We start from the raw sequence: 17,098 nt of genomic DNA, 5'->3' as shown, positions 1-17,098 counted from the left end.
GCCGGAACTCCGGTCGGCCCCCGTCGGACCGCCCAGCTCCATCACGGAGGCGGGGAAGCCCGCAGGGGATTCCCTCCACCCGCGGGTGGAGATCAGCGGTCGCCAGGCTCCACCCATGATCCACCCCCGCGCCGATCCGCGGACCGGCGCGTTTCCGTAGCGTCGAAGGCGTCGGCAGCACTCGCCGCCGACACCTTCCTCTCCTCGCTCACGGAGGCCGTGATGTCCGGGCTTGTCGATGTCCTGGCGATTGTCGCCGTAGTCGTCCTGGTGATCGCCCGCCAGTTCCGCCCCCGGCGGCTGGACGCGGACAGGCGCTGGTGGGTCGCGCCCGGAGTCCTCGTCTTTCTCGCGGTGCGCGAGCCCGGCCTGCTGGACCCCGGCCATCGGACGGCATCCGCTCTTCTCCTCGGCGCCGAACTCCTCATAGCTCTGGTCACCGGTCTCGGCTGGGCATGGACCACCCGCATCTGGGCCACGCCGGACGGAGAGGTGTGGAGCAGGGGCAGCAAGGCCGGTGTCGGCGTCTGGATCACGGGCATGGCCCTGCGGGCGGGGCTGGTCGGCCTCGGTGCCGCGTTCGGTCTCCACCAGGACACCTCGGCGCTGCTTCTCGGGCTCGCCCTGACGCTTCTCGTCCGCTCCGGCATCCTGGCCTGGCGGGCCCAGGAACTGCGTCCGGTGACCGGACGGAGCGCGGCGTACGGTGCGGACGTGCCGCGCCCCTTGTCGAAGGAGCGCGTGTGACGGAGAACGTCTGGCAGCGCTGGCCCTCTCGCGAGGCGCTCTCCGGAGCGGGCGTGCACAGGGCCCGGTACGCGCTCACGCTGGTCTCGCGCGTCCTCGCCGTCGGGATCCTTCTGGTGGCGACCTTCAAGGACAGCGACCTGCACGGCTGGGGCATCGCGGCAGCCGTCCTGAGCGTCCTCGCGTGCGGATTCGGGGCCTGGGGCTTCACGAGAACCACGCTGGACCATCGGCTGCTGCCTTCTCTCGGGCTGCTGGCCCTGCTGTTCGCCGTCGCGTCGGTGGCTCACGGCGTGGGGTTCCGGGCGCCCGCCCTCGTCCTGTGGTGTGTGTGCGGCGTCATCGCCATGGAGCGTCTGCCCCTGATGGCCGCCCTCCCCGCCGCCTGTGCGGCGCTGGGAGCCTACGCGGCCGTCAATCACGACGGCCCGCTGTCCACCGTGGCCACGACCGGAGGAATCGCCCTGGCCGGCTATGTGCTCCGGCTGGACGCCGAGGCCCGCGGCAGCACCCAGCGGCTGCTCACCCAGGAACGCGCGGCGCGGGCGGCCGAGGCGGAGTCCGCTGCCCTGGCGGAGCGGGCCCGGATCGCGCGGGAAATCCATGACGTCCTGGCGCACAGTCTCTCCGCCCAGCTCGTGCACCTGGAGGCGGCCCGACTGCTGATAGAGGGAGGGGGTGAGAAGGATCAGGTCCTCGACCGTGTCGTGGCCGCGCGAAGGATGGCCCGTGAAGGGCTCGCCGAGACCAGGCAGGCGCTCTCCGCGCTGCGCGGTGAGCTGTCGCCGCTGGAGGAGTTCCTGAGCGAGCTCGTCGCCGAGTCCGACGGCGCCGACGTCACTGTCGCGGGTGAAAGGCGACTGCTGCCGGCCGAGGTCTCGCAAGCGGTCCGCCGCGTCGCCCAGGAGGCACTGACGAACGTCCGGAAGCACGCGCCGGGTGCCAAGGTCCGCATACGCATGGAATACGGCCTGCACGAAGTGACGCTGCGCGTACGGGACTCGGGCGCGCCGTCGGGGGAGTTCACCCACACCGGCGCCGGATACGGTCTGCTCGGAATGCGGGAGCGGGCGGAGCTGCTGGGCGGCTCGCTGGAGGCCGGGCCGTACGAGGAGGGGTTCGTGGTCATGCTGAAGGTGCCCGTATGACGGAGGAGCGCGGTGAGGCACCGGCCCGTGTCGTGGTGGCGGACGATCAGACCGTGGTGCGCGAGGGCATCGTGATGCTGCTCGGTCTGCTGCCGGGGATCGAGGTCGTAGGTGCGGCCGCCGACGGGAACGAGGCGGTACGGCTGGTGGGCGAGCTCGACCCGGACGTGGTGCTGATGGATTTGCGGATGCCCCGTTGCGACGGAGCCGAGGCGACCAGGCGCATCAGGTCCGAGCATCCGAGGACCCAGGTGGTCGTGCTCACCACGTTCGCGGACGACGAGTCGCTGTTTCCGGCTCTGAGGGCGGGCGCCCGCGGCTATCTCACCAAGGACGCGGGCGGCGACGAGATCGTCCGAGCCGTCCGGAGCGTGCTGGCCGGGGACGCGGGACTCTCGCCCGGCATTCAGCGGCGTTTGCTGGAGCGACTGTCGGAACCGCAGGTCACCGTGCCCGCGCAGGAGACTCCGGACGGGCTGACCCTGCGGGAGACGGAGGTGCTGGTGCTGATCGCAGAGGGACTGAGCAACCAGGAGATCGCCCGCAGGCTGCAGGTGTCCACGGCCACGGTGAAGACCCACATCAACAACCTCTTCGCCAAGACGGGGCTCAAGGGTCGTGCTCAGGCCGTCCGTTACGCCTTCGGGAAAGGACTTGTGCGGCCACCCGGGGGGTGAGTCACCTGATGGGGTGAAGTGCGCGGAGAGAAGAGTCAGGGATCTTCCCGTTCTGTCCATCCTTGGGCACGCGGCCGAAACGGGCGGCGGACAAGGAGAGTTCGGTGGAGAAGCACGACGGTCCCGACCCCGGACAGGTCCGGATCGACGACCCCTGGTACGACGCGCTCGCCTCCGGGTGGGGCGAGTTGGACGGTACGGGTGCGCCCGCTCCCTCTGTGCCGCCCGCGCGCGGGGAGCAGGAGGACCTCAGCGCGCGCGCCGCCGATGTCTATCTGGAGGTGCAGCGCAGTGCCGCCTTCCAGGAAGTGCGCAGCCGCTATCGGAGGTTCGTGATTCCGGGCGTCGCGGTGTTCTTCACCTGGTACGTGGCGTACGTCGTGGCGGCGACCACGGCGCCGGCCTTCATGGCGCGGCCGGTCGTCGGCGCGGTGAACGTGGCGATGGTCGCGGGGCTCGGGCAGTTCCTCACGACGTTCCTCCTCACCTGGGCGTACGCGCGGCACGCGCGGCTGCGCAGGGACCGGGCCGCGCTCGACCTGCGCTGGGACACTCAGGAGCTGACGCGCAGCGTTGCGGGCGGTGGGAGGTGACGGGGAACCATCAGACGCTGGCTCTGCTGCTCTTCAGCGTGTTCGTCGCGATCACTTTGGGGATCACGACCTGGGTGAGCCGTCACCGGCATGGTTCGGCGGAGGAGTTCTACGCGGGCGGCCGGCTCTTCTCGCCGATGGAGAATGGTTTTGCCATCGCGGGCGACTACATGTCCGCCGCCTCCTTCCTCGGTATCTCGGGGCTGATCGCGCTCTTCGGCTACGACGGGCTGCTGTACTCGGTGGGGTTCCTCGTCGCATGGCTCGTCGTCCTCTTCCTGGTCGCCGAACTGGTGCGCAACTGCGGACGGTTCACGCTCGCCGACGTCGTCGCCGCCAGGATGAGCGAGCGGCCGGTGCGTATCGCGGCGGGAACGTCCTCGGTGACCGTGTCGGTGCTGTATCTGGTCGCCCAGATGGTGGGGGCGGGCAGCCTGGTCGCGCTGCTGCTGGGAGGTACGAGCGAGGCGGCACAGACCTGGACGGTCATCGGCGTGGGCGCGCTCATGGTGGTCTACGTGTCGTTCGGCGGGATGCGAGCCACCACATGGATCCAGATCGTCAAGGCGGTCCTGCTCATGGGCGGGGCGATCGCGTTGACCGTGCTCGTCCTGGTGCGGTTCCACGGGGACTTCGACCAGTTGCTGCGTACGGCCGCGGAGCGGAGCGGGCACGGGAAGTCGTTCCTGGCACCGGGCCTGAAATACGGCGGGGACTGGACGGCGCGCCTCGATTTCATCAGCCTGGGACTGGCTCTGGTGCTCGGCACGGCGGGGCTGCCGCACATCCTGTCGCGCTTCTACACCGTGCCGACCGCCCGTGCCGCCCGTCGCTCGGTCGTCTGGTCGATCGGGCTGATCGGCGGCTTCTACCTGATGACGATCGTGCTGGGGTTCGGAGCGGCGGCGATCGTCGGCCCCGATGCCGTACGTGCGTCGAACGCGGCCGGTAACACGGCGGTTCCGCTGCTGGCGCTCGATCTGGGCGGCGGGGCCTCATCCACTGGAGGAACGGTTCTTTTTGCGATCGTCGCCGCGATCGCCTTCGCCACGATCCTCGCGGTGGTCGCCGGCATCACGCTCGCTTCCTCGGCTTCCGTGGCCCACGACCTCTATGCGTCGCTGCGGCGACGGCGTGCCAAACCGCGCAGCGAGGTGGCTGTGGCGCGGGCCGCCGCGGTCGGGGTCGGTGTCGTGGCCATCGCGCTCGGCCTGCTGGCGCGCGATCTCAATGTGGCGTTCCTGGTGGGACTGGCCTTCGCGGTCGCCGCGTCGGCGAACCTGCCCGTCCTGCTGTACTCGCTGTTCTGGCGCAACTTCACGACACGCGGCGCGGTGTGGTCCGTGTACGGCGGCCTGGTGCCCGCCCTGGTGCTCGTGGTGCTGTCACCCGTGGTGTCGGGCAGTCCCGGTTCGCTGTTCCCGGGCGTCGACCTCCAGTACTTCCCGCTGGACAATCCGGGCCTGGTGTCCATTCCGACGGGCTTCCTCGCGGGCTGGCTCGGCACGATCACATCGAGGGAAGCGCCGGACGAGGCCAAACACGCGGAGACGGAGGTGCGGGCGCTCACGGGAGCGGGGGCGGTCTGAGGCGCACCCGTTGGCGTCTCCGCGGGATCTCCGTCAGGGCCGGGTCGCCCAGACATAGCGGTGTTCGGGGCGGCCCGCGTCGCCGTACTTCAGGCTCAGGGTGGCCCTGCCGGTGCGCTCCAGCAGCTTCAGATAGCGCTGGGCGGTCTGCCGGCTGAGGCCGGTCCGGTCGGCGATCTCCTGGGCGGACAGCGGGCTTTCCGCGGTCACCAGAGCCTGGCGCACCGCCTCCGCGGTGGTGGGGGAGTGCCCTTTGGGCAGGTCCGGTTCCGTGCCCGTGGAGAGGGCGCCGAAGATCCGGTCGACCTCGGCCTGTTCGGCCTCGCCGCCGCCGTCGAGGGTACGACGCAGTTCGGCGTACGCCTCAAGTTTCGCGCGAAGCCCGGCGAAGGCGAACGGTTTGACCAGGTACTGCAGAGCGCCGTGCCGCATCGCCGCCTGGACCGTGGTGACGTCACGGGCCGCGGTCACCATGATCACGTCGGCCTGGAGGCCCCGCCGCCGCATCTCCTGGACGACCGCGAGACCCGTCTCGTCGGGCAGGTAGTGGTCGAGCAGCACCAGATCCAGCCGAGGCAGCGCCTCCATCTGCCGCAGGGCCTCCGCCGCGGAGTGCGCCTCGGCCGCGACATGGAAACCGGCGACCTTCTCCACGTAGGCGGCGTTGACCCGAGCGACCCGGACATCGTCGTCCACGACCAGTACCTCGATCATCGCGGCTCCTCCTTGGTGGTCGTGGCGGATCTCTCCCGTGCGGAGCCGTGTTCCGGTCCGGATGCGGGCGCCGGTTCCGCGAGGGCTTCCGGCAGCACGATCGTGAATTCCGCGCCTCCGCCCTCCGCCTGCGCGACCTGTGCGCTGCCACCCTGCCGTTCGGCGAGCCGGCGCACCAGCGAGAGGCCGATCCCGCGCCCCCGGTGGGCCGGCGGTTCCTTGGTGGACCAGCCGTCGGTGAAGATCAACTCACGTTGACCGGCGGGGATGCCCGGCCCGGTGTCGCGCACCCTGAGCACGGCCGTTCGCCCCTCCGCGCGCAATTCGACCTCCACGCGCGCGTGAAGGGTGCCGGCGACGGCGTCGAGCGCGTTGTCGACGAGGTTCCCGACGATCGTGACCACTCCCCGCGCGTCGACCAGCCGGTCGGGGAACAGCGTCCTGTCGGAGACCGTCAGGGCCACGCCGCGCTCCGCCGCGACGGTGGCCTTGCCCACCAGGAGGGCGGCGAGCAGCGGGTCGTGGATCTTCTCGGTGATCTGCTCCGCGGTGGCCCTGTGGTCGCCGACCACTTCGCCGACGAACTCCACGGCGTCGTCGAACATCTCCAGTTCCAGCAGGCCGAGCAGTGTGTGCATCCGGTTGGCGTGCTCGTGGTCCTGGGCGCGCAGGGCGTCGATCAGACCACGGGTGGAGTCCAGCTCGCGGCCCAGTTGCTCCAGCTCCGTGCGGTCCCGCAGCGTGGCGACCGCGCCGCCGTCGTCGGTGGGCATGCGGTTGGCGACCAGGACCCGCTGGCCGCGGACGGTGAGCAGATCGGTTCCGCTGACGGTCCCGGCCAGCACATCGGTCGTACGTCCCTCGCCGAGCGCCGTGCCGAGAGGCTGCCCCACGGCTTCGTCGCCCAGGCCCAGCAGCCGCCGGGCCTCGTCGTTGAGAAGCCGGATCCTGCCCTCGCGGTCCAGCGCGACGACGCCCTCCCTGATGCCGTGCAGCATGGCCTCACGTTCCGCGAGGAGTCCGGCGATGTCGGAGAAGGCCAGGTCACGGGTCTGCCGCTGCACCCGCCGCGAGATCAGGTACGCGGCCAGCGCGCCCACTGCCAGCGCCCCGCCCGCGTAGGCGAAGAGCCCCGGGATGGCGTGGATGAGGCGGGCCCGCACACTGTCGTACTCGATACCGACCGAGACCGCGCCGACGATGCCGCCGTCGGCGTCCCTCAGCGGCACCTTGCCGCGTGCCGAGCGGCCCAGGGTGCCGTCGTCGATCTCCATGACCTCCTGGCCCGCCAGCGCCTGCTGCGGGTCGGTGGAGACGCGTCCCCCGATCTCGGCGGGGTTGGTGTGCGACCAGCGCACACCGTGCATGTCCATGACGACGACGTACTCGGCTCCGCTCGCCCTGCGGATGCGTTCCGCCTCGGCCTGGACGGGCCCGTCCGTCGAGGGGCGCGTCGACGTCAGCTCGTCGGCGAGCTGAGGCTGCGCCGCCGTGGTCTGCGCGATCGCGAGCGCGCGACGCATCGCCTGGTCGTCCAGCTGGTCGCTGAGAGGGGCGAGGAACAGCCCCGTCGCGAGTACCGCGACTCCGGCGGCGATCGCCACCTGCATCAGCAGGACCTGCGAGAACATCCGCTTCGGCATGCCGAGGCGGAGTCGTCGAGCAGGGGGAGTGGGGCTCATACCCATGACGGTACGGGGAACGGCGGGCCGGGCCGTAGACGAAGTGGCGTGGATCTCGTTCGGTTGCCGTGGTCAGTGGGTCAGCGGGTCAGCGGGCCGACGGCGCGGCGGGCCGGCGCGTCAGCAGGTCAACGGGGCGCGGGGCCTGTGGCGGCGGTGCGTGACAGCTCACGTACCGCCGTCACGTCCATACGGGCCGGGGAACCGAGAGCCGAGCCGCAGCTCTCCGCCCGGGGCGGCGACGAGGCGCCCTGACTGACCGAGACGAGCCAGTGGCGGCCGTCGGTGTGGGCGACCGTCACCTCCCAGTCGGGTGCCTGGCCCTCGGTACGGACCACGCTCAGCGCGCCCGCCGCGTCCTCGCGCACCGCCGTACGCACCGCCAGTTCGGCGGCCTGGCCGGGGCGTTCCCAGGCGGAGCTGCCGCGGCACCCCTCGGTGACGACACGCCCTTCGCGTACGCCCTGGAGGACTTCCTTCACGGCGTGGGCCTCAGCGCGCCCGTACGCGTATCCGAACGGCAGGACGAGGAGGGTGGGTGAGAAGCGGTGGCCTCCCAGGTGCGTGACCTCCCAGGCTCCGGCCACTCCGGAGGCGGCGAGTTCGGCGGCGAGGGGGCGGCCGAGCAGGGCACAGCACCGGTCGCGCTTGCCGTTGGTGCAGACGAGAGCGAGTGGATCACCGTCGTGGGGGCGGCCGTCGAGCGCGGTGTCGAAGGAGCGGGACAGGCCCCTGCCCAGCTCGGCGAAATCAAGTGTGAGTAGTTGCTCGGGGTCCGAGGTGATGGCGCTGTGCAGCCATACGTTTCCCGGAGTCGTGTGGGCTGCGTACACCCGGCGCTCTGCGGCCGTGCGGCAGTCCGCGTGGCGCCCTGGGCGGCGGATCAGGGCGATGCGTACGCCGGTGCCCTTGGCGGCCCGGTCCAGTGCGCGGCCCAGCGCCGGATCCAGGTGGCTCGATGTCAGCGCTTCGGCGCCCCAGGGGCCGGGCTGCTCGACCAACAGCCACGTCCTCGCCGTGGCGGCAGTCCCCGCGAGGGGCTCCTCCAGGTCCTGTGAGACCTTCGCGCACGTACTCACAGAGGTGAGCCTAACCTGACTTGGCTCCTGGGGCCCGTGCGACTGGTGGTGCCACTGCTCCGAAAGTGACCGAAGCCGCTGTGTCCTCACGCGTGTCCGCCGCCACGTCCTGGTGCGTTCTGGTGGGGCGACGCGTGTGGACAACTGAAAGAAGGACCGGAAAGGGAAAGGGCTCGACATCCGAGGTGGTGCCGAGCCCCGGTACACATCCGTGTCTGCGGCTGCGGTGCTGTCAGGCGTCCGGGATGTCCGCCTTGGCGCAAACCAGCGTTTCACGACTGATGACGACGATGCGTTCGTAGTCCGCACACCCGGCGTCGGGAGGCAACTCTTCTTCGAGTGCTTTGGTGGCCTCTGTGCCGATGATGGCGAATTTTCCGTCGCTCAGTTCGAAGATGTCAGGACAGGTCTGCCCAGAGAGGCTACCTCGCTGCTGAGGCGGATCTCCGAGGCGTCGTACGATTTTCACCTGTTCTCGACCTTCCCTATGTGCGAGTTGTGGCGCAGGCTCGGTCCCGGCTGCTTCAGGGAGGACTGCGCCGGGTAGTGCGCGTGACGCGTCAAAACCTAGCGAGACGGGGGGGATGTCGGACTTGGCGTGAATCAGGGTTTCACGGGTAAGCAGCACGATGCGCCCGTTCTCGCCGCGGGTCGCATCGGCGGGGAGTAGCGCTTTCAGTGTTTCCGTGGCATCCGTGCCGATTACCGCGAAGTTCCCGTCGGTCAATTCGAAGATGTCGGGGCAGTTCTGCCCGGACACACTGCCTCGAAGGCTCGGAGGAGTACCCAGCCGACGGTTGATCTGACTCACTTTTCAAGTTCCCCTTGGTCTCAAGGCGTGGGCGTACGCGCGCTGTTGCTGCGCGGGCCGATGCGGTCCTGTGGGACCGCTACCTCGACGACCGGCGGCGGAGCGGCTGTTCGGTGGGGGTGACCCTTCCGCGATCGCGTGCAGTCAACCCTGTTGGCAACAGAAGAAACGCCCCGGTTTATAAGTTCGTTATCGCCCGACTGTGTGACCTCTGGGGACACGGGTGTGTTTCCCGGCGCACGGGAGGAGCGGGCGGCGCGCCGTGGACAGCGCTACTCGGTCGGGGGCTCCCCCACCACCCACCACTCGTCGATGTCCGTTTCTTCCAGTTGGCGCAGGAGGTCGTCAACCACGCGACCCAGCTCGGCTTCCTCGGAGGTGTCGATGAGAGTCGCCCGGTGTGGCCGTGTGGCGTACCAGTAATCTCGGAAGATTCGATTCTGCAGAATGCCGCGGACGAAGCCGAAGAACTCCTCACGGCTGATGTTGCCGATCTGGTAGTAGCACAGAGCGTTTGTGTAGAGGGCGTTGGCGAAGAGGAACTGACGCTGCTTCTTCGCCGCGACCGCCTCGTTGTAGGTGTCCAACACCTCGGCCAGCTCGGGGTCGTCCATGGCCTTGCTCAGCAATTCCCAGTGAAGGCGCTGTTGGAGGGCCCGATTGGTGTCACGCTGGGTCTGTGCCTGCTGTTCCAGGTACTCGATGCGGACATGCAGTGAGTCGAGTGTGCGACGCTGCGCGGTGAGGACTCCTGTGATCATGCCCATCCCCGCTGCTGCGGCAGCGCGCAGAACTCGCATGCCAGTGATCTGTGTGGCCATGTCAACCCCCGAATCAGGCGACCGTCCGCCGGTCGTCGGGTGCGGGTCGACAGGGAGCGGACCGGCGAAGCGTTGGGCGGCGCTTGCCGTCTCCCAGCGTGTCGAGCGGTGTGATCGGCTGGGAGGCGGAGAGGCGGCGCACGGAGGTAAGCGCGGGTCGCGCAACTCGGCGCCTTGCCCAACGTGTGCCCCGCGAGCGCCGCTAACAATCGTTCACTTCAGGTGCTTTCCGGGGCGGCTCGTATCCTTGGCGGGCATTCGTCCCCTGTCGTGAGAGCCGGTTTGTGAGCCGGAGCACGCAATTGGTGTGAGAGAGGTCGCGTGTTGAGTCAGGCGAGCCCCCAGCAGATCCCGGTCCTCGTCCTCGCCGGTTTCCTAGGTTCCGGCAAGACCACGCTGCTCAATCACCTCCTGCACCGAAGCGGAGGCAGTCGTATCGGTGCTGTCGTGAACGACTTCGGGGCCATCGAGATCGATGCCATGGCTGTCGCGGGGGCGCTGGGGGACTCCACTGTCTCCCTCGGAAACGGGTGTCTGTGCTGCGCCGTCGACGCCAGTGAACTCGATCTGTATCTGGACCGGCTCGCCCGGCCCTCCTCGCGGATCGACGTCATCGTCATCGAGGCGAGCGGTCTCGCCGAGCCCCAGGAGCTGGTGAAGATGCTCCTGGCCAGCGAGAATCCGCGCATCGTCTACGGCGGACTGGTGGAGGTCGTCGACGCCGCCGAGTTCGACGCCACCCGCGAGAAGCATCCCGAGATCGACCGGCACCTCGCCATCGCCGACCTGGTCGTCGTCAACAAGGCGGACCGCGCGCCGGACCCCGACCGCGTGACGGGGCTGGTGCGTACGCTCGCCGACGGCGCCGCCGTCGTATCCGCGTCGTACGGGAGGATCGACCCCGAGTTCCTCTTCGACTGCCGGCCGACCGAGGAACGTATCGGCCAGTTGTCCTTCGACGACCTGCACCGGCATGAGGACAGTGACCGCGGCGACGGTGGCGCCGACGGGCACCTCGGACATCTGCACTCCGCCTACGAGTCCGTCTCCTTCACCTCCGAAGTGCCCCTCGGGCCCCGGCGGTTGATGGACTTCCTCGACAGCAGGCCCGACGGTCTGTACCGGATCAAGGGGTATGTGGACTTCGGCGCCGCCGATCCCGGCAACCGGTACGCCGTGCACGCGGTGGGCCGCTTCCTGCGCTTCTATCCGGAGCCCTGGGCTCCGGGCGAGCGGCTGACCCAGCTCGTGCTCATCGGGTCCGGTATCGACGCCGTCGCGCTCGGCAAGGAACTGGAGGCCTGCAAGGACGACGCCCCACATGCCGACGAGCGCAGCATGTGGGGCGTCCTGCGGTACGTGCAGGAGCCGGAGGCAGGAGACGAGGCGGAAGGGGCAGGTCGGGGCGGGTGGGACGACCTGCCGGGGAGCGAGGGCTAGACCGGGCCCGCCACCACCGAGACCGTCTTCGCCAGGGAGACTCCCGAGCCGTCGCGGCGCGGGTCCATCTCCGGCAGCTCCGCGGGCGTTCCGTCCTTCTGCGCGGCCCTGGCGGGAGCGGGGCCCGCCCAGGCCAGGCTCAGGCAGTCCTCGCCCTTCAGGAACCGCTGGCAGCGCACGCCCCCCGTGGCGCGGCCCTTGCGCGGGTACTGGTCGAAGGGGGTCAGCTTGGCCGTCGTCTGGACCGAGTCGTCCAGCGTGCCCCGCGAACCCGCCACGGTGAACACCACCGCGTCCACGGCCGGGTCGACCGCCGTGAAGGAGATCACCTTGGCCCCGTCCGTGAGTTTCACACCCGTCATGCCGCCCGCCGGCCGGCCCTGCGGGCGGACCTGGGACGCCTGGTAGCGGAGCAGCTGCGCGTCGTCGGTGATGAAGATGAGGTCCTCCTCGCCGGTCCGCAACTCGGCCGCGCCGACGATCCGGTCACCGTCCTTGAGGGTGATGACCTCCAGCTCCTCCTTGTTCGACGGGTAGTCCGGGACCACGCGCTTGACCACGCCCTGCTGGGTGCCGAGCGCCAGGCCCGGCGACGACTCGTCGAGCGTCATCAGGCAGACCACCTGCTCGTCGCCTTCCAGGGTCAGGAACTCCGAGACCGGCGCGCCTCCGGAGAGGTTGGGCGCCGAGGCCGTCTCGGGCAGTTGGGGGAGGTCGATGACGTTGAGCCGCAGGAGCCGTCCGCTGGACGTGACCGCGCCGATCTCGCCCTGGGCCGTCGCCGGGACGGCGGAGACGATCAGGTCGTGCTTGACGCGCCTGCCCTCGCTCTCCCCGAAGGGGTCACCGTTGGCCGTACGCGCGAGCAGTGCCGTCGACGACAGGAGCACCCGGCACGGGTCGTCCGCCACCTGCAGCGGAACGGCCGTCGCGGCGGAACCGGCCGACTCCAGCAGCACCGTACGCCGGTCGGTGCCGAACTTCTTGGCCACCGCGGCCAGTTCGGTCGACACGAGCTTGCGCAGCTCGGTGTCCGACTCCAGGATGCCGGTCAGCTCGTCGATCTCGCCGTTGAGGCGGTCGCGCTCGGTCTCCAGCTCGATGCGGTCGAACTTGGTCAGCCGGCGCAGCGGCGTGTCCAGGATGTACTGCGTCTGGATCTCGCTCAGGGAGAAGTGCTCGATCAGGCGCTGCTTGGCCTGGGCGGAGTTCTCACTGGAGCGGATGAGGCGGATGACCTCGTCGATGTCCAGCAGGGCGACGAGCAGGCCCTCGACCAGGTGCAGCCGGTCGCGCTTCTTGGTGCGCCGGAACTCGCTGCGGCGGCGCACGACCTCGAAGCGGTGGTCGAGGTACACCTCCAGCAGTTCCTTGAGGCCGAGTGTGAGCGGCTGGCCGTCCACCAGAGCCACGTTGTTGATGCCGAAGGACTCCTCCATCGGCGTCAGTTTGTAGAGCTGCTCCAGGACCGCCTCCGGCACGAAGCCGTTCTTGACCTCGATGACCAGGCGCAGGCCGTGCGAGCGGTCGGTGAGGTCCTTGACGTCGGCGATGCCCTGCAGCTTCTTCGAGCCGACCAGGTCCTTGATCTTCGCGATCACCTTCTCCGGGCCGACGGTGAAGGGCAGTTCGGTGACGACGAGGCCCTTGCGGCGCGCCGTCACGTTCTCCACGGAGACCGTCGCGCGGATCTTGAAGGTGCCACGGCCCGATTCGTACGCGTCCCTGATCCCGGTCAGGCCGACGATGCGGCCGCCGGTGGGCAGGTCGGGGCCCGGGACGTACTTCATGAGCGTTTCGAGATCGGCCCCGGGGTGGCGGATCAGATGGCGGGCGGCTGCGATGACCTCGCCGAGGTTGTGCGGCGCCATGTTCGTGGCCATGCCGACCGCGATGCCCGAGGCGCCGTTGACCAGGAGGTTCGGATACGCCGCGGGGAGGACCGACGGCTCCTGCTCCTGGCCGTCGTAGTTCGGGGCGAAGTCGACCGTGTTCTCTTCGATCGACTCCGTCATGAGGGAGGTGGCGTCGGCCATCCTCGCCTCGGTGTACCGCATGGCGGCCGGCGGGTCGTCGTTGCCCAGCGAACCGAAGTTGCCGTGGCCGTCGACCAGGGGCAGCCGCATGGAGAAGGGCTGGGCCAGCCGGACCAGGGCGTCGTAGATCGACGCGTCGCCGTGGGGGTGGAGCTTACCCATGACCTCGCCGACGACGCGGGCGCACTTCACGTAACCGCGGTCGGGGCGCAGCCCCATCTCGTTCATCTGGTAGACGATGCGGCGGTGCACGGGCTTGAGGCCGTCGCGGGCGTCCGGCAGGGCTCGGGAGTAGATGACCGAGTACGCGTACTCAAGGAAAGAGCCCTGCATCTCGTCGACGACGTCGATGTCGAGGATGCGCTCCTCGAAGTCGTCGGAAGGCGGGGTCTTCGTGCTGCGGCGGGCCATCGCTGCTGCGACTCCTTCACAGTCTCTGCCGGGGCATGAACGGGTTCTGACGGGTTCTGACGCGGTCCATTGTGGACCGCAGTACTGACAACGCGGACCACGACCCGTCCGTACGGGCCTGTCGGGCCGGGCGCTGGACCGCCTCAACAGGCCTGGCGGGCCGCGTTCGAGGCGGCCCCGGAGGCTCCACGCGCGTGGCCGCGGCTGACCGCGGAGGTCTGAGGACGCTACCGCGTTCCGTTTCCATGGGGGCACCGGGCACCGGGCAGGGGGCAGGGGGTTGTCGGGTGCGGGTCGGTGGCGGCTGGTCGCGCAGTTCCCCGCGCCCCTCAGGGGGCCGGGCAGGGTGTTTGTCGGGTGCGGGTCGGTCGTGGCTGGTCGCGCAGTTCCCCGCGCCCCTTACAGGGCGCCCCTGACGGGGGCGGCTCTGCCGGGGGGGGGCGTGCTCGCTCTCGGCGTACCCGTTGCGGGAACTTCGCCAGCTGTCCGCGCGCTTGCATACAGTGGCACGACTAGCAGGAATTCAGCAGTTTTCCGCGATCGAAGGGACGTACATGCCCATGGGTCACACGGCCACAGCCGAGGCCGGTTCCGGCGGCCTGACAGCGACCGAGCACCGCCTGGCCAACGGCCTGCGTGTGGTGCTCTCCGAGGACCACCTGACCCCGGTCGCGGCGGTGTGCCTCTGGTACGACGTCGGATCGCGTCACGAGGTCAAGGGCCGTACCGGGCTCGCCCACCTCTTCGAGCACCTGATGTTCCAGGGGTCCGGCCAGGTGAAGGGCAACGGTCACTTCGAACTGGTCCAGGGAGCGGGCGGTTCGCTCAACGGCACGACGAGTTTCGAGCGCACCAACTATTTCGAGACCATGCCGACGCACCAGCTGGAGCTCGCCCTCTGGCTGGAGGCCGACCGCATGGGCTCGCTGCTCGCCGCCCTCGACGAGGAGTCGATGGAAAACCAGCGGGACGTCGTCAAGAACGAGCGCCGTCAGCGCTACGACAACGTCCCCTACGGCACCGCCTTCGAGAAGCTGACCGCCCTCGCGTACCCGGAGGGCCACCCTTACCACCACACCCCGATCGGGTCGATGGCCGACCTGGACGCGGCCACCCTTGAGGACGCGCGCGCGTTCTTCCGCACCTACTACGCGCCCAACAACGCCGTGCTGTCGATCGTCGGGGACATCGACCCGGAGCAGACGCTCGCCTGGGTCGAGAAGTACTTCGGTTCCATCGCCGGGCACGACGGCAAGCCCGCCCCGCGCGACGGCTCGCTCCCGGAGACCATGGGCGGCCAGCTGCGCGAGGTCGTCGAGGAGGAGGTCCCGGCCCGCGCGCTGATGGCCGCCTACCGGCTCCCGGAGGACGGCACGCGCGCGTCGGACGCCGCCGACCTCGCCCTGACCGTGCTCGGCGGCGGCGAGTCGTCCCGGCTCTACAACCGGCTCGTACGCCGTGACCGCACCGCCGTCGCGGCCGGGTTCGGTCTGCTGCGCCTCGCCGGAGCGCCCTCCCTGGGGTGGCTCGACGTGAAGACGTCCGGCGACGTCGAGGTCCCGGTCATCGAGGCCGCCGTCGACGAGGAGCTCGCCCGGTTCGCCGAGGAGGGCCCCACGGCCGAGGAGATGGAGCGCGCCCAGGCCCAGTTGGAGCGCGAGTGGCTGGACCGTCTCGGCACGGTCGCGGGCCGCGCCGACGAACTGTGCCGGTACGCGGTCCTGTTCGGCGACCCCCAGCTCGCCCTGACGGCCGTGCAGCGCGTTCTCGACATCACCGCGGAGGAGGTCCAGGAGGTCGCCAAGGCCCGCCTGCGCCCCGACAACCGCGCGGTGCTGGTCTACGAGCCGGTCGCCCCCGAGGAGACCGACGCCCCCGAAGAGACCGGCGCCGCCGACAACACCGACGAGGAGGCGGCCAAGTGACCGAGCTCGCCACGATGGAGTTCCACCCGCAGCCCCAGGCCGGCGAGGCCAGGCCCTGGGCCTTCCCGGCGCCCGAGCGCGGCACCCTGGACAACGGCCTGACGCTGTTGCGCTGCCACCGCCCCGGCCAGCAGGTCGTCGCCGTGGAGGTCCTCCTGGACGCCCCGCTGGACGCCGAGCCCAAGGGCCTCGACGGCATCGCCACGATCATGGCGCGGGCCTTCTCGGAGGGCACCGACAAGCACTCCGCCGAGGAGTTCGCCGCCGAGCTGGAGCGCTGCGGCGCCACCCTGGACGCCCACGCCGACCACCCGGGCGTACGGCTCAGCCTCGAAGTGCCCGTCTCCCGGCTGCCCAAGGCGCTCGGCCTGCTCGCCGACGCCCTCAGGGCACCCGCGTTCGAGGACGGCGAGATCGAGCGCCTGGTGCGCAACCGCCTCGACGAGATCCCGCACGAGACCGCCAACCCGGCCCGGCGGGCCGCCAAGGAGCTGTCCCGGCAGCTCTTCCCGGCGGACTCCAGGATGTCGCGTCCGCGCCAGGGCACCGAGGAGACGGTCACCGCAATCGACTCTGCGGCCGTGCGCGCCTTCTACGAGAAGCACGTTCGCCCCGCCACGGCCACCGCGGTCGTCGTCGGCGACCTCACGGACGTCGACCTCGACGCGCTGCTCGGGGACACGCTCGGCGCCTGGACCGGCTCGCAGGCCCAGGCGCGTCCCGTGCCCCCGGTGACCGCCGACGACACCGGCCGCGTGATCATCGTGGACCGGCCCGGAGCCGTCCAGACGCAGCTGCTCATCGGCCGCGTCGGCGCGGACCGCCACGACCGCGTGTGGCCCGCCCAGGTGCTCGGCACGTACTGCCTCGGTGGCACCCTCACCTCCCGCCTGGACCGCGTCCTGCGCGAGGAGAAGGGCTACACCTACGGTGTGCGCGCGTTCGGCCAGGTGCTGCGCTCCGCTCCGGACGGGACGGGCATCTCGATGCTCGCCATCAGCGGTTCCGTCGACACCCCGAACACCGGACCGGCGCTCGACGACCTGTGGAAGGTGCTGCGCACCCTCGCCGCCGAGGGCCTGACGGACGCCGAGCGCGACGTCGCCGTGCAGAACCTGGTGGGCGTGGCACCCCTGAAGTACGAGACCGCGGGCGCCGTCGCGGGCACGCTCGCCGACCAGGTCGAGCAGCACCTGCCGGACGACTTCCAGGCGACGCTGTACAAGCAGCTCGCCGCGACCGGCACCGTGGAGGCCACCGCGGCGGCCGTGAACGCGTTCCCGGTGGACCGTCTGGTGACGGTTCTCGTCGGGGACGCCGCGCAGATCGAGGAGCCCGTGAGGGCCCTCGGAGTCGGCGAAGTCAGCGTCGTGACGGCCGAGTAGGGATCCGTTGGCCGGACAGGGCCTGTGATCGAGCGGGTCC

Annotated in this window: 14 protein-coding genes and 1 pseudogene; 8 read left to right on the top strand and 7 right to left on the bottom strand. The window is 70.2% G+C overall.

What is annotated here, in order from left to right; all coding sequences use genetic code 11:
* Positions 1-222: 222 nt before the first annotated feature.
* From ACFWGJ_RS29055 to ACFWGJ_RS29035, 5 genes are all read left to right on the top strand, one after another.
* Positions 223-747 carry a DUF1453 domain-containing protein gene (locus ACFWGJ_RS29055; RefSeq protein WP_387330417.1) on the top strand — a complete coding sequence of 175 codons (525 nt, stop codon included), beginning with the start codon at positions 223-225 and terminating at the stop codon, positions 745-747.
* Positions 744-1,895: a sensor histidine kinase gene (locus tag ACFWGJ_RS29050; RefSeq protein ID WP_387330414.1), complete on the top strand. Its 1,152-nt coding sequence runs from the start codon at positions 744-746 to the stop codon at positions 1,893-1,895. Before ACFWGJ_RS29055 ends, ACFWGJ_RS29050 begins: the two co-directional genes overlap by 4 nt.
* Positions 1,892-2,572 (top strand): response regulator, encoded by a 681-nt coding sequence (locus ACFWGJ_RS29045; protein WP_387330411.1) that lies wholly within the window; start codon positions 1,892-1,894, stop codon positions 2,570-2,572. Before ACFWGJ_RS29050 ends, ACFWGJ_RS29045 begins: the two co-directional genes overlap by 4 nt.
* 104 nt (positions 2,573-2,676) lie before the next feature.
* Positions 2,677-3,165 carry a DUF485 domain-containing protein gene (locus ACFWGJ_RS29040; protein ID WP_387330408.1) on the top strand — a complete coding sequence of 163 codons (489 nt, stop codon included), beginning with the start codon at positions 2,677-2,679 and terminating at the stop codon, positions 3,163-3,165.
* Positions 3,162-4,754: a cation acetate symporter gene (locus tag ACFWGJ_RS29035; protein ID WP_387330405.1), complete on the top strand. Its 1,593-nt coding sequence runs from the start codon at positions 3,162-3,164 to the stop codon at positions 4,752-4,754. The genes ACFWGJ_RS29040 and ACFWGJ_RS29035 overlap by 4 nt, the downstream gene beginning before the upstream one ends.
* 33 nt (positions 4,755-4,787) lie before the next feature.
* Here ACFWGJ_RS29035 and ACFWGJ_RS29030 read toward each other — a convergent pair whose 3' ends face one another.
* From ACFWGJ_RS29030 to ACFWGJ_RS29005, 6 genes and pseudogenes are all read right to left on the bottom strand, one after another.
* A complete protein-coding gene (locus tag ACFWGJ_RS29030) occupies positions 4,788-5,468 on the bottom strand; it encodes a response regulator (RefSeq protein WP_387330402.1) in 681 nt (226 codons plus the stop codon).
* Positions 5,465-7,150, bottom strand: a complete 1,686-nt coding sequence (locus tag ACFWGJ_RS29025; protein WP_387330399.1) for an ATP-binding protein — start codon at positions 7,148-7,150, stop codon at positions 5,465-5,467. Before ACFWGJ_RS29025 ends, ACFWGJ_RS29030 begins: the two co-directional genes overlap by 4 nt.
* A gap of 128 nt (positions 7,151-7,278) precedes the next feature.
* Entirely contained in the window at positions 7,279-8,229 is a 951-nt protein-coding gene (locus ACFWGJ_RS29020; protein ID WP_387330396.1) for a sucrase ferredoxin, read from the bottom strand.
* 232 nt (positions 8,230-8,461) lie between these two features.
* Positions 8,462-8,698, bottom strand: coding sequence for a hypothetical protein (locus ACFWGJ_RS29015; RefSeq protein WP_387330426.1), 237 nt, complete (start codon positions 8,696-8,698; stop codon positions 8,462-8,464).
* Positions 8,699-8,809: 111 nt separating this feature from the next.
* Positions 8,810-9,040: pseudogene (locus tag ACFWGJ_RS29010) on the bottom strand (hypothetical protein); the annotation flags it as partial.
* A 272-nt stretch (positions 9,041-9,312) separates the two neighbouring features.
* Entirely contained in the window at positions 9,313-9,801 is a 489-nt protein-coding gene (locus tag ACFWGJ_RS29005; protein ID WP_387330393.1) for a DUF6082 family protein, read from the bottom strand.
* 384 nt (positions 9,802-10,185) lie between these two features.
* Between ACFWGJ_RS29005 and ACFWGJ_RS29000 the strand changes: the two genes are divergently transcribed.
* Positions 10,186-11,301 carry a CobW family GTP-binding protein gene (locus tag ACFWGJ_RS29000; RefSeq protein ID WP_387330423.1) on the top strand — a complete coding sequence of 372 codons (1,116 nt, stop codon included), beginning with the start codon at positions 10,186-10,188 and terminating at the stop codon, positions 11,299-11,301.
* On the opposite strand, the gene ACFWGJ_RS28995 is transcribed toward ACFWGJ_RS29000, so the two are convergent.
* Entirely contained in the window at positions 11,298-13,748 is a 2,451-nt protein-coding gene (locus ACFWGJ_RS28995; protein WP_387330390.1) for a DNA topoisomerase (ATP-hydrolyzing) subunit A, read from the bottom strand. The two genes, ACFWGJ_RS29000 and ACFWGJ_RS28995, sit on opposite strands and share 4 nt — an antisense overlap.
* A 560-nt stretch (positions 13,749-14,308) precedes the next feature.
* Between ACFWGJ_RS28995 and ACFWGJ_RS28990 the strand changes: the two genes are divergently transcribed.
* Together ACFWGJ_RS28990 and ACFWGJ_RS28985 are read left to right on the top strand one after the other, a co-directional pair.
* On the top strand, positions 14,309-15,673 hold the full coding sequence (locus ACFWGJ_RS28990) for a M16 family metallopeptidase (protein WP_387330420.1): 1,365 nt from the start codon (positions 14,309-14,311) through the stop codon (positions 15,671-15,673).
* Positions 15,670-17,058 carry a M16 family metallopeptidase gene (locus tag ACFWGJ_RS28985; RefSeq protein WP_387330388.1) on the top strand — a complete coding sequence of 463 codons (1,389 nt, stop codon included), beginning with the start codon at positions 15,670-15,672 and terminating at the stop codon, positions 17,056-17,058. The genes ACFWGJ_RS28990 and ACFWGJ_RS28985 overlap by 4 nt, the downstream gene beginning before the upstream one ends.
* Positions 17,059-17,098 lie beyond the last annotated feature (40 nt).

This window comes from Streptomyces sp. NPDC060205 (assembly GCF_042728395.1).
Classification (GTDB): domain Bacteria; phylum Actinomycetota; class Actinomycetes; order Streptomycetales; family Streptomycetaceae; genus Streptomyces.
The sequence above is the reverse complement of the archived record's forward strand: the minus strand, read 5'-3'. Positions and strand labels throughout refer to the sequence as shown.

What these genes read in the sequence shown, in the direction of transcription:
- ACFWGJ_RS28990 (WP_387330420.1), top strand. Translation starts at nt 14,309, where the DNA reads ATGGGTCACACGGCCACAGCCGAGGCCGGTTCCGGCGGCCTGACAGCG.
- ACFWGJ_RS29025 (WP_387330399.1), bottom strand. Translation starts at nt 7,150, where the DNA reads ATGAGCCCCACTCCCCCTGCTCGACGACTCCGCCTCGGCATGCCGAAG.
- ACFWGJ_RS29030 (WP_387330402.1), bottom strand. Translation starts at nt 5,468, where the DNA reads ATGATCGAGGTACTGGTCGTGGACGACGATGTCCGGGTCGCTCGGGTC.
- ACFWGJ_RS28995 (WP_387330390.1), bottom strand. Translation starts at nt 13,748, where the DNA reads ATGGCCCGCCGCAGCACGAAGACCCCGCCTTCCGACGACTTCGAGGAG.
- ACFWGJ_RS29055 (WP_387330417.1), top strand. Translation starts at nt 223, where the DNA reads ATGTCCGGGCTTGTCGATGTCCTGGCGATTGTCGCCGTAGTCGTCCTG.
- ACFWGJ_RS29045 (WP_387330411.1), top strand. Translation starts at nt 1,892, where the DNA reads ATGACGGAGGAGCGCGGTGAGGCACCGGCCCGTGTCGTGGTGGCGGAC.
- ACFWGJ_RS29005 (WP_387330393.1), bottom strand. Translation starts at nt 9,801, where the DNA reads ATGATCACAGGAGTCCTCACCGCGCAGCGTCGCACACTCGACTCACTG.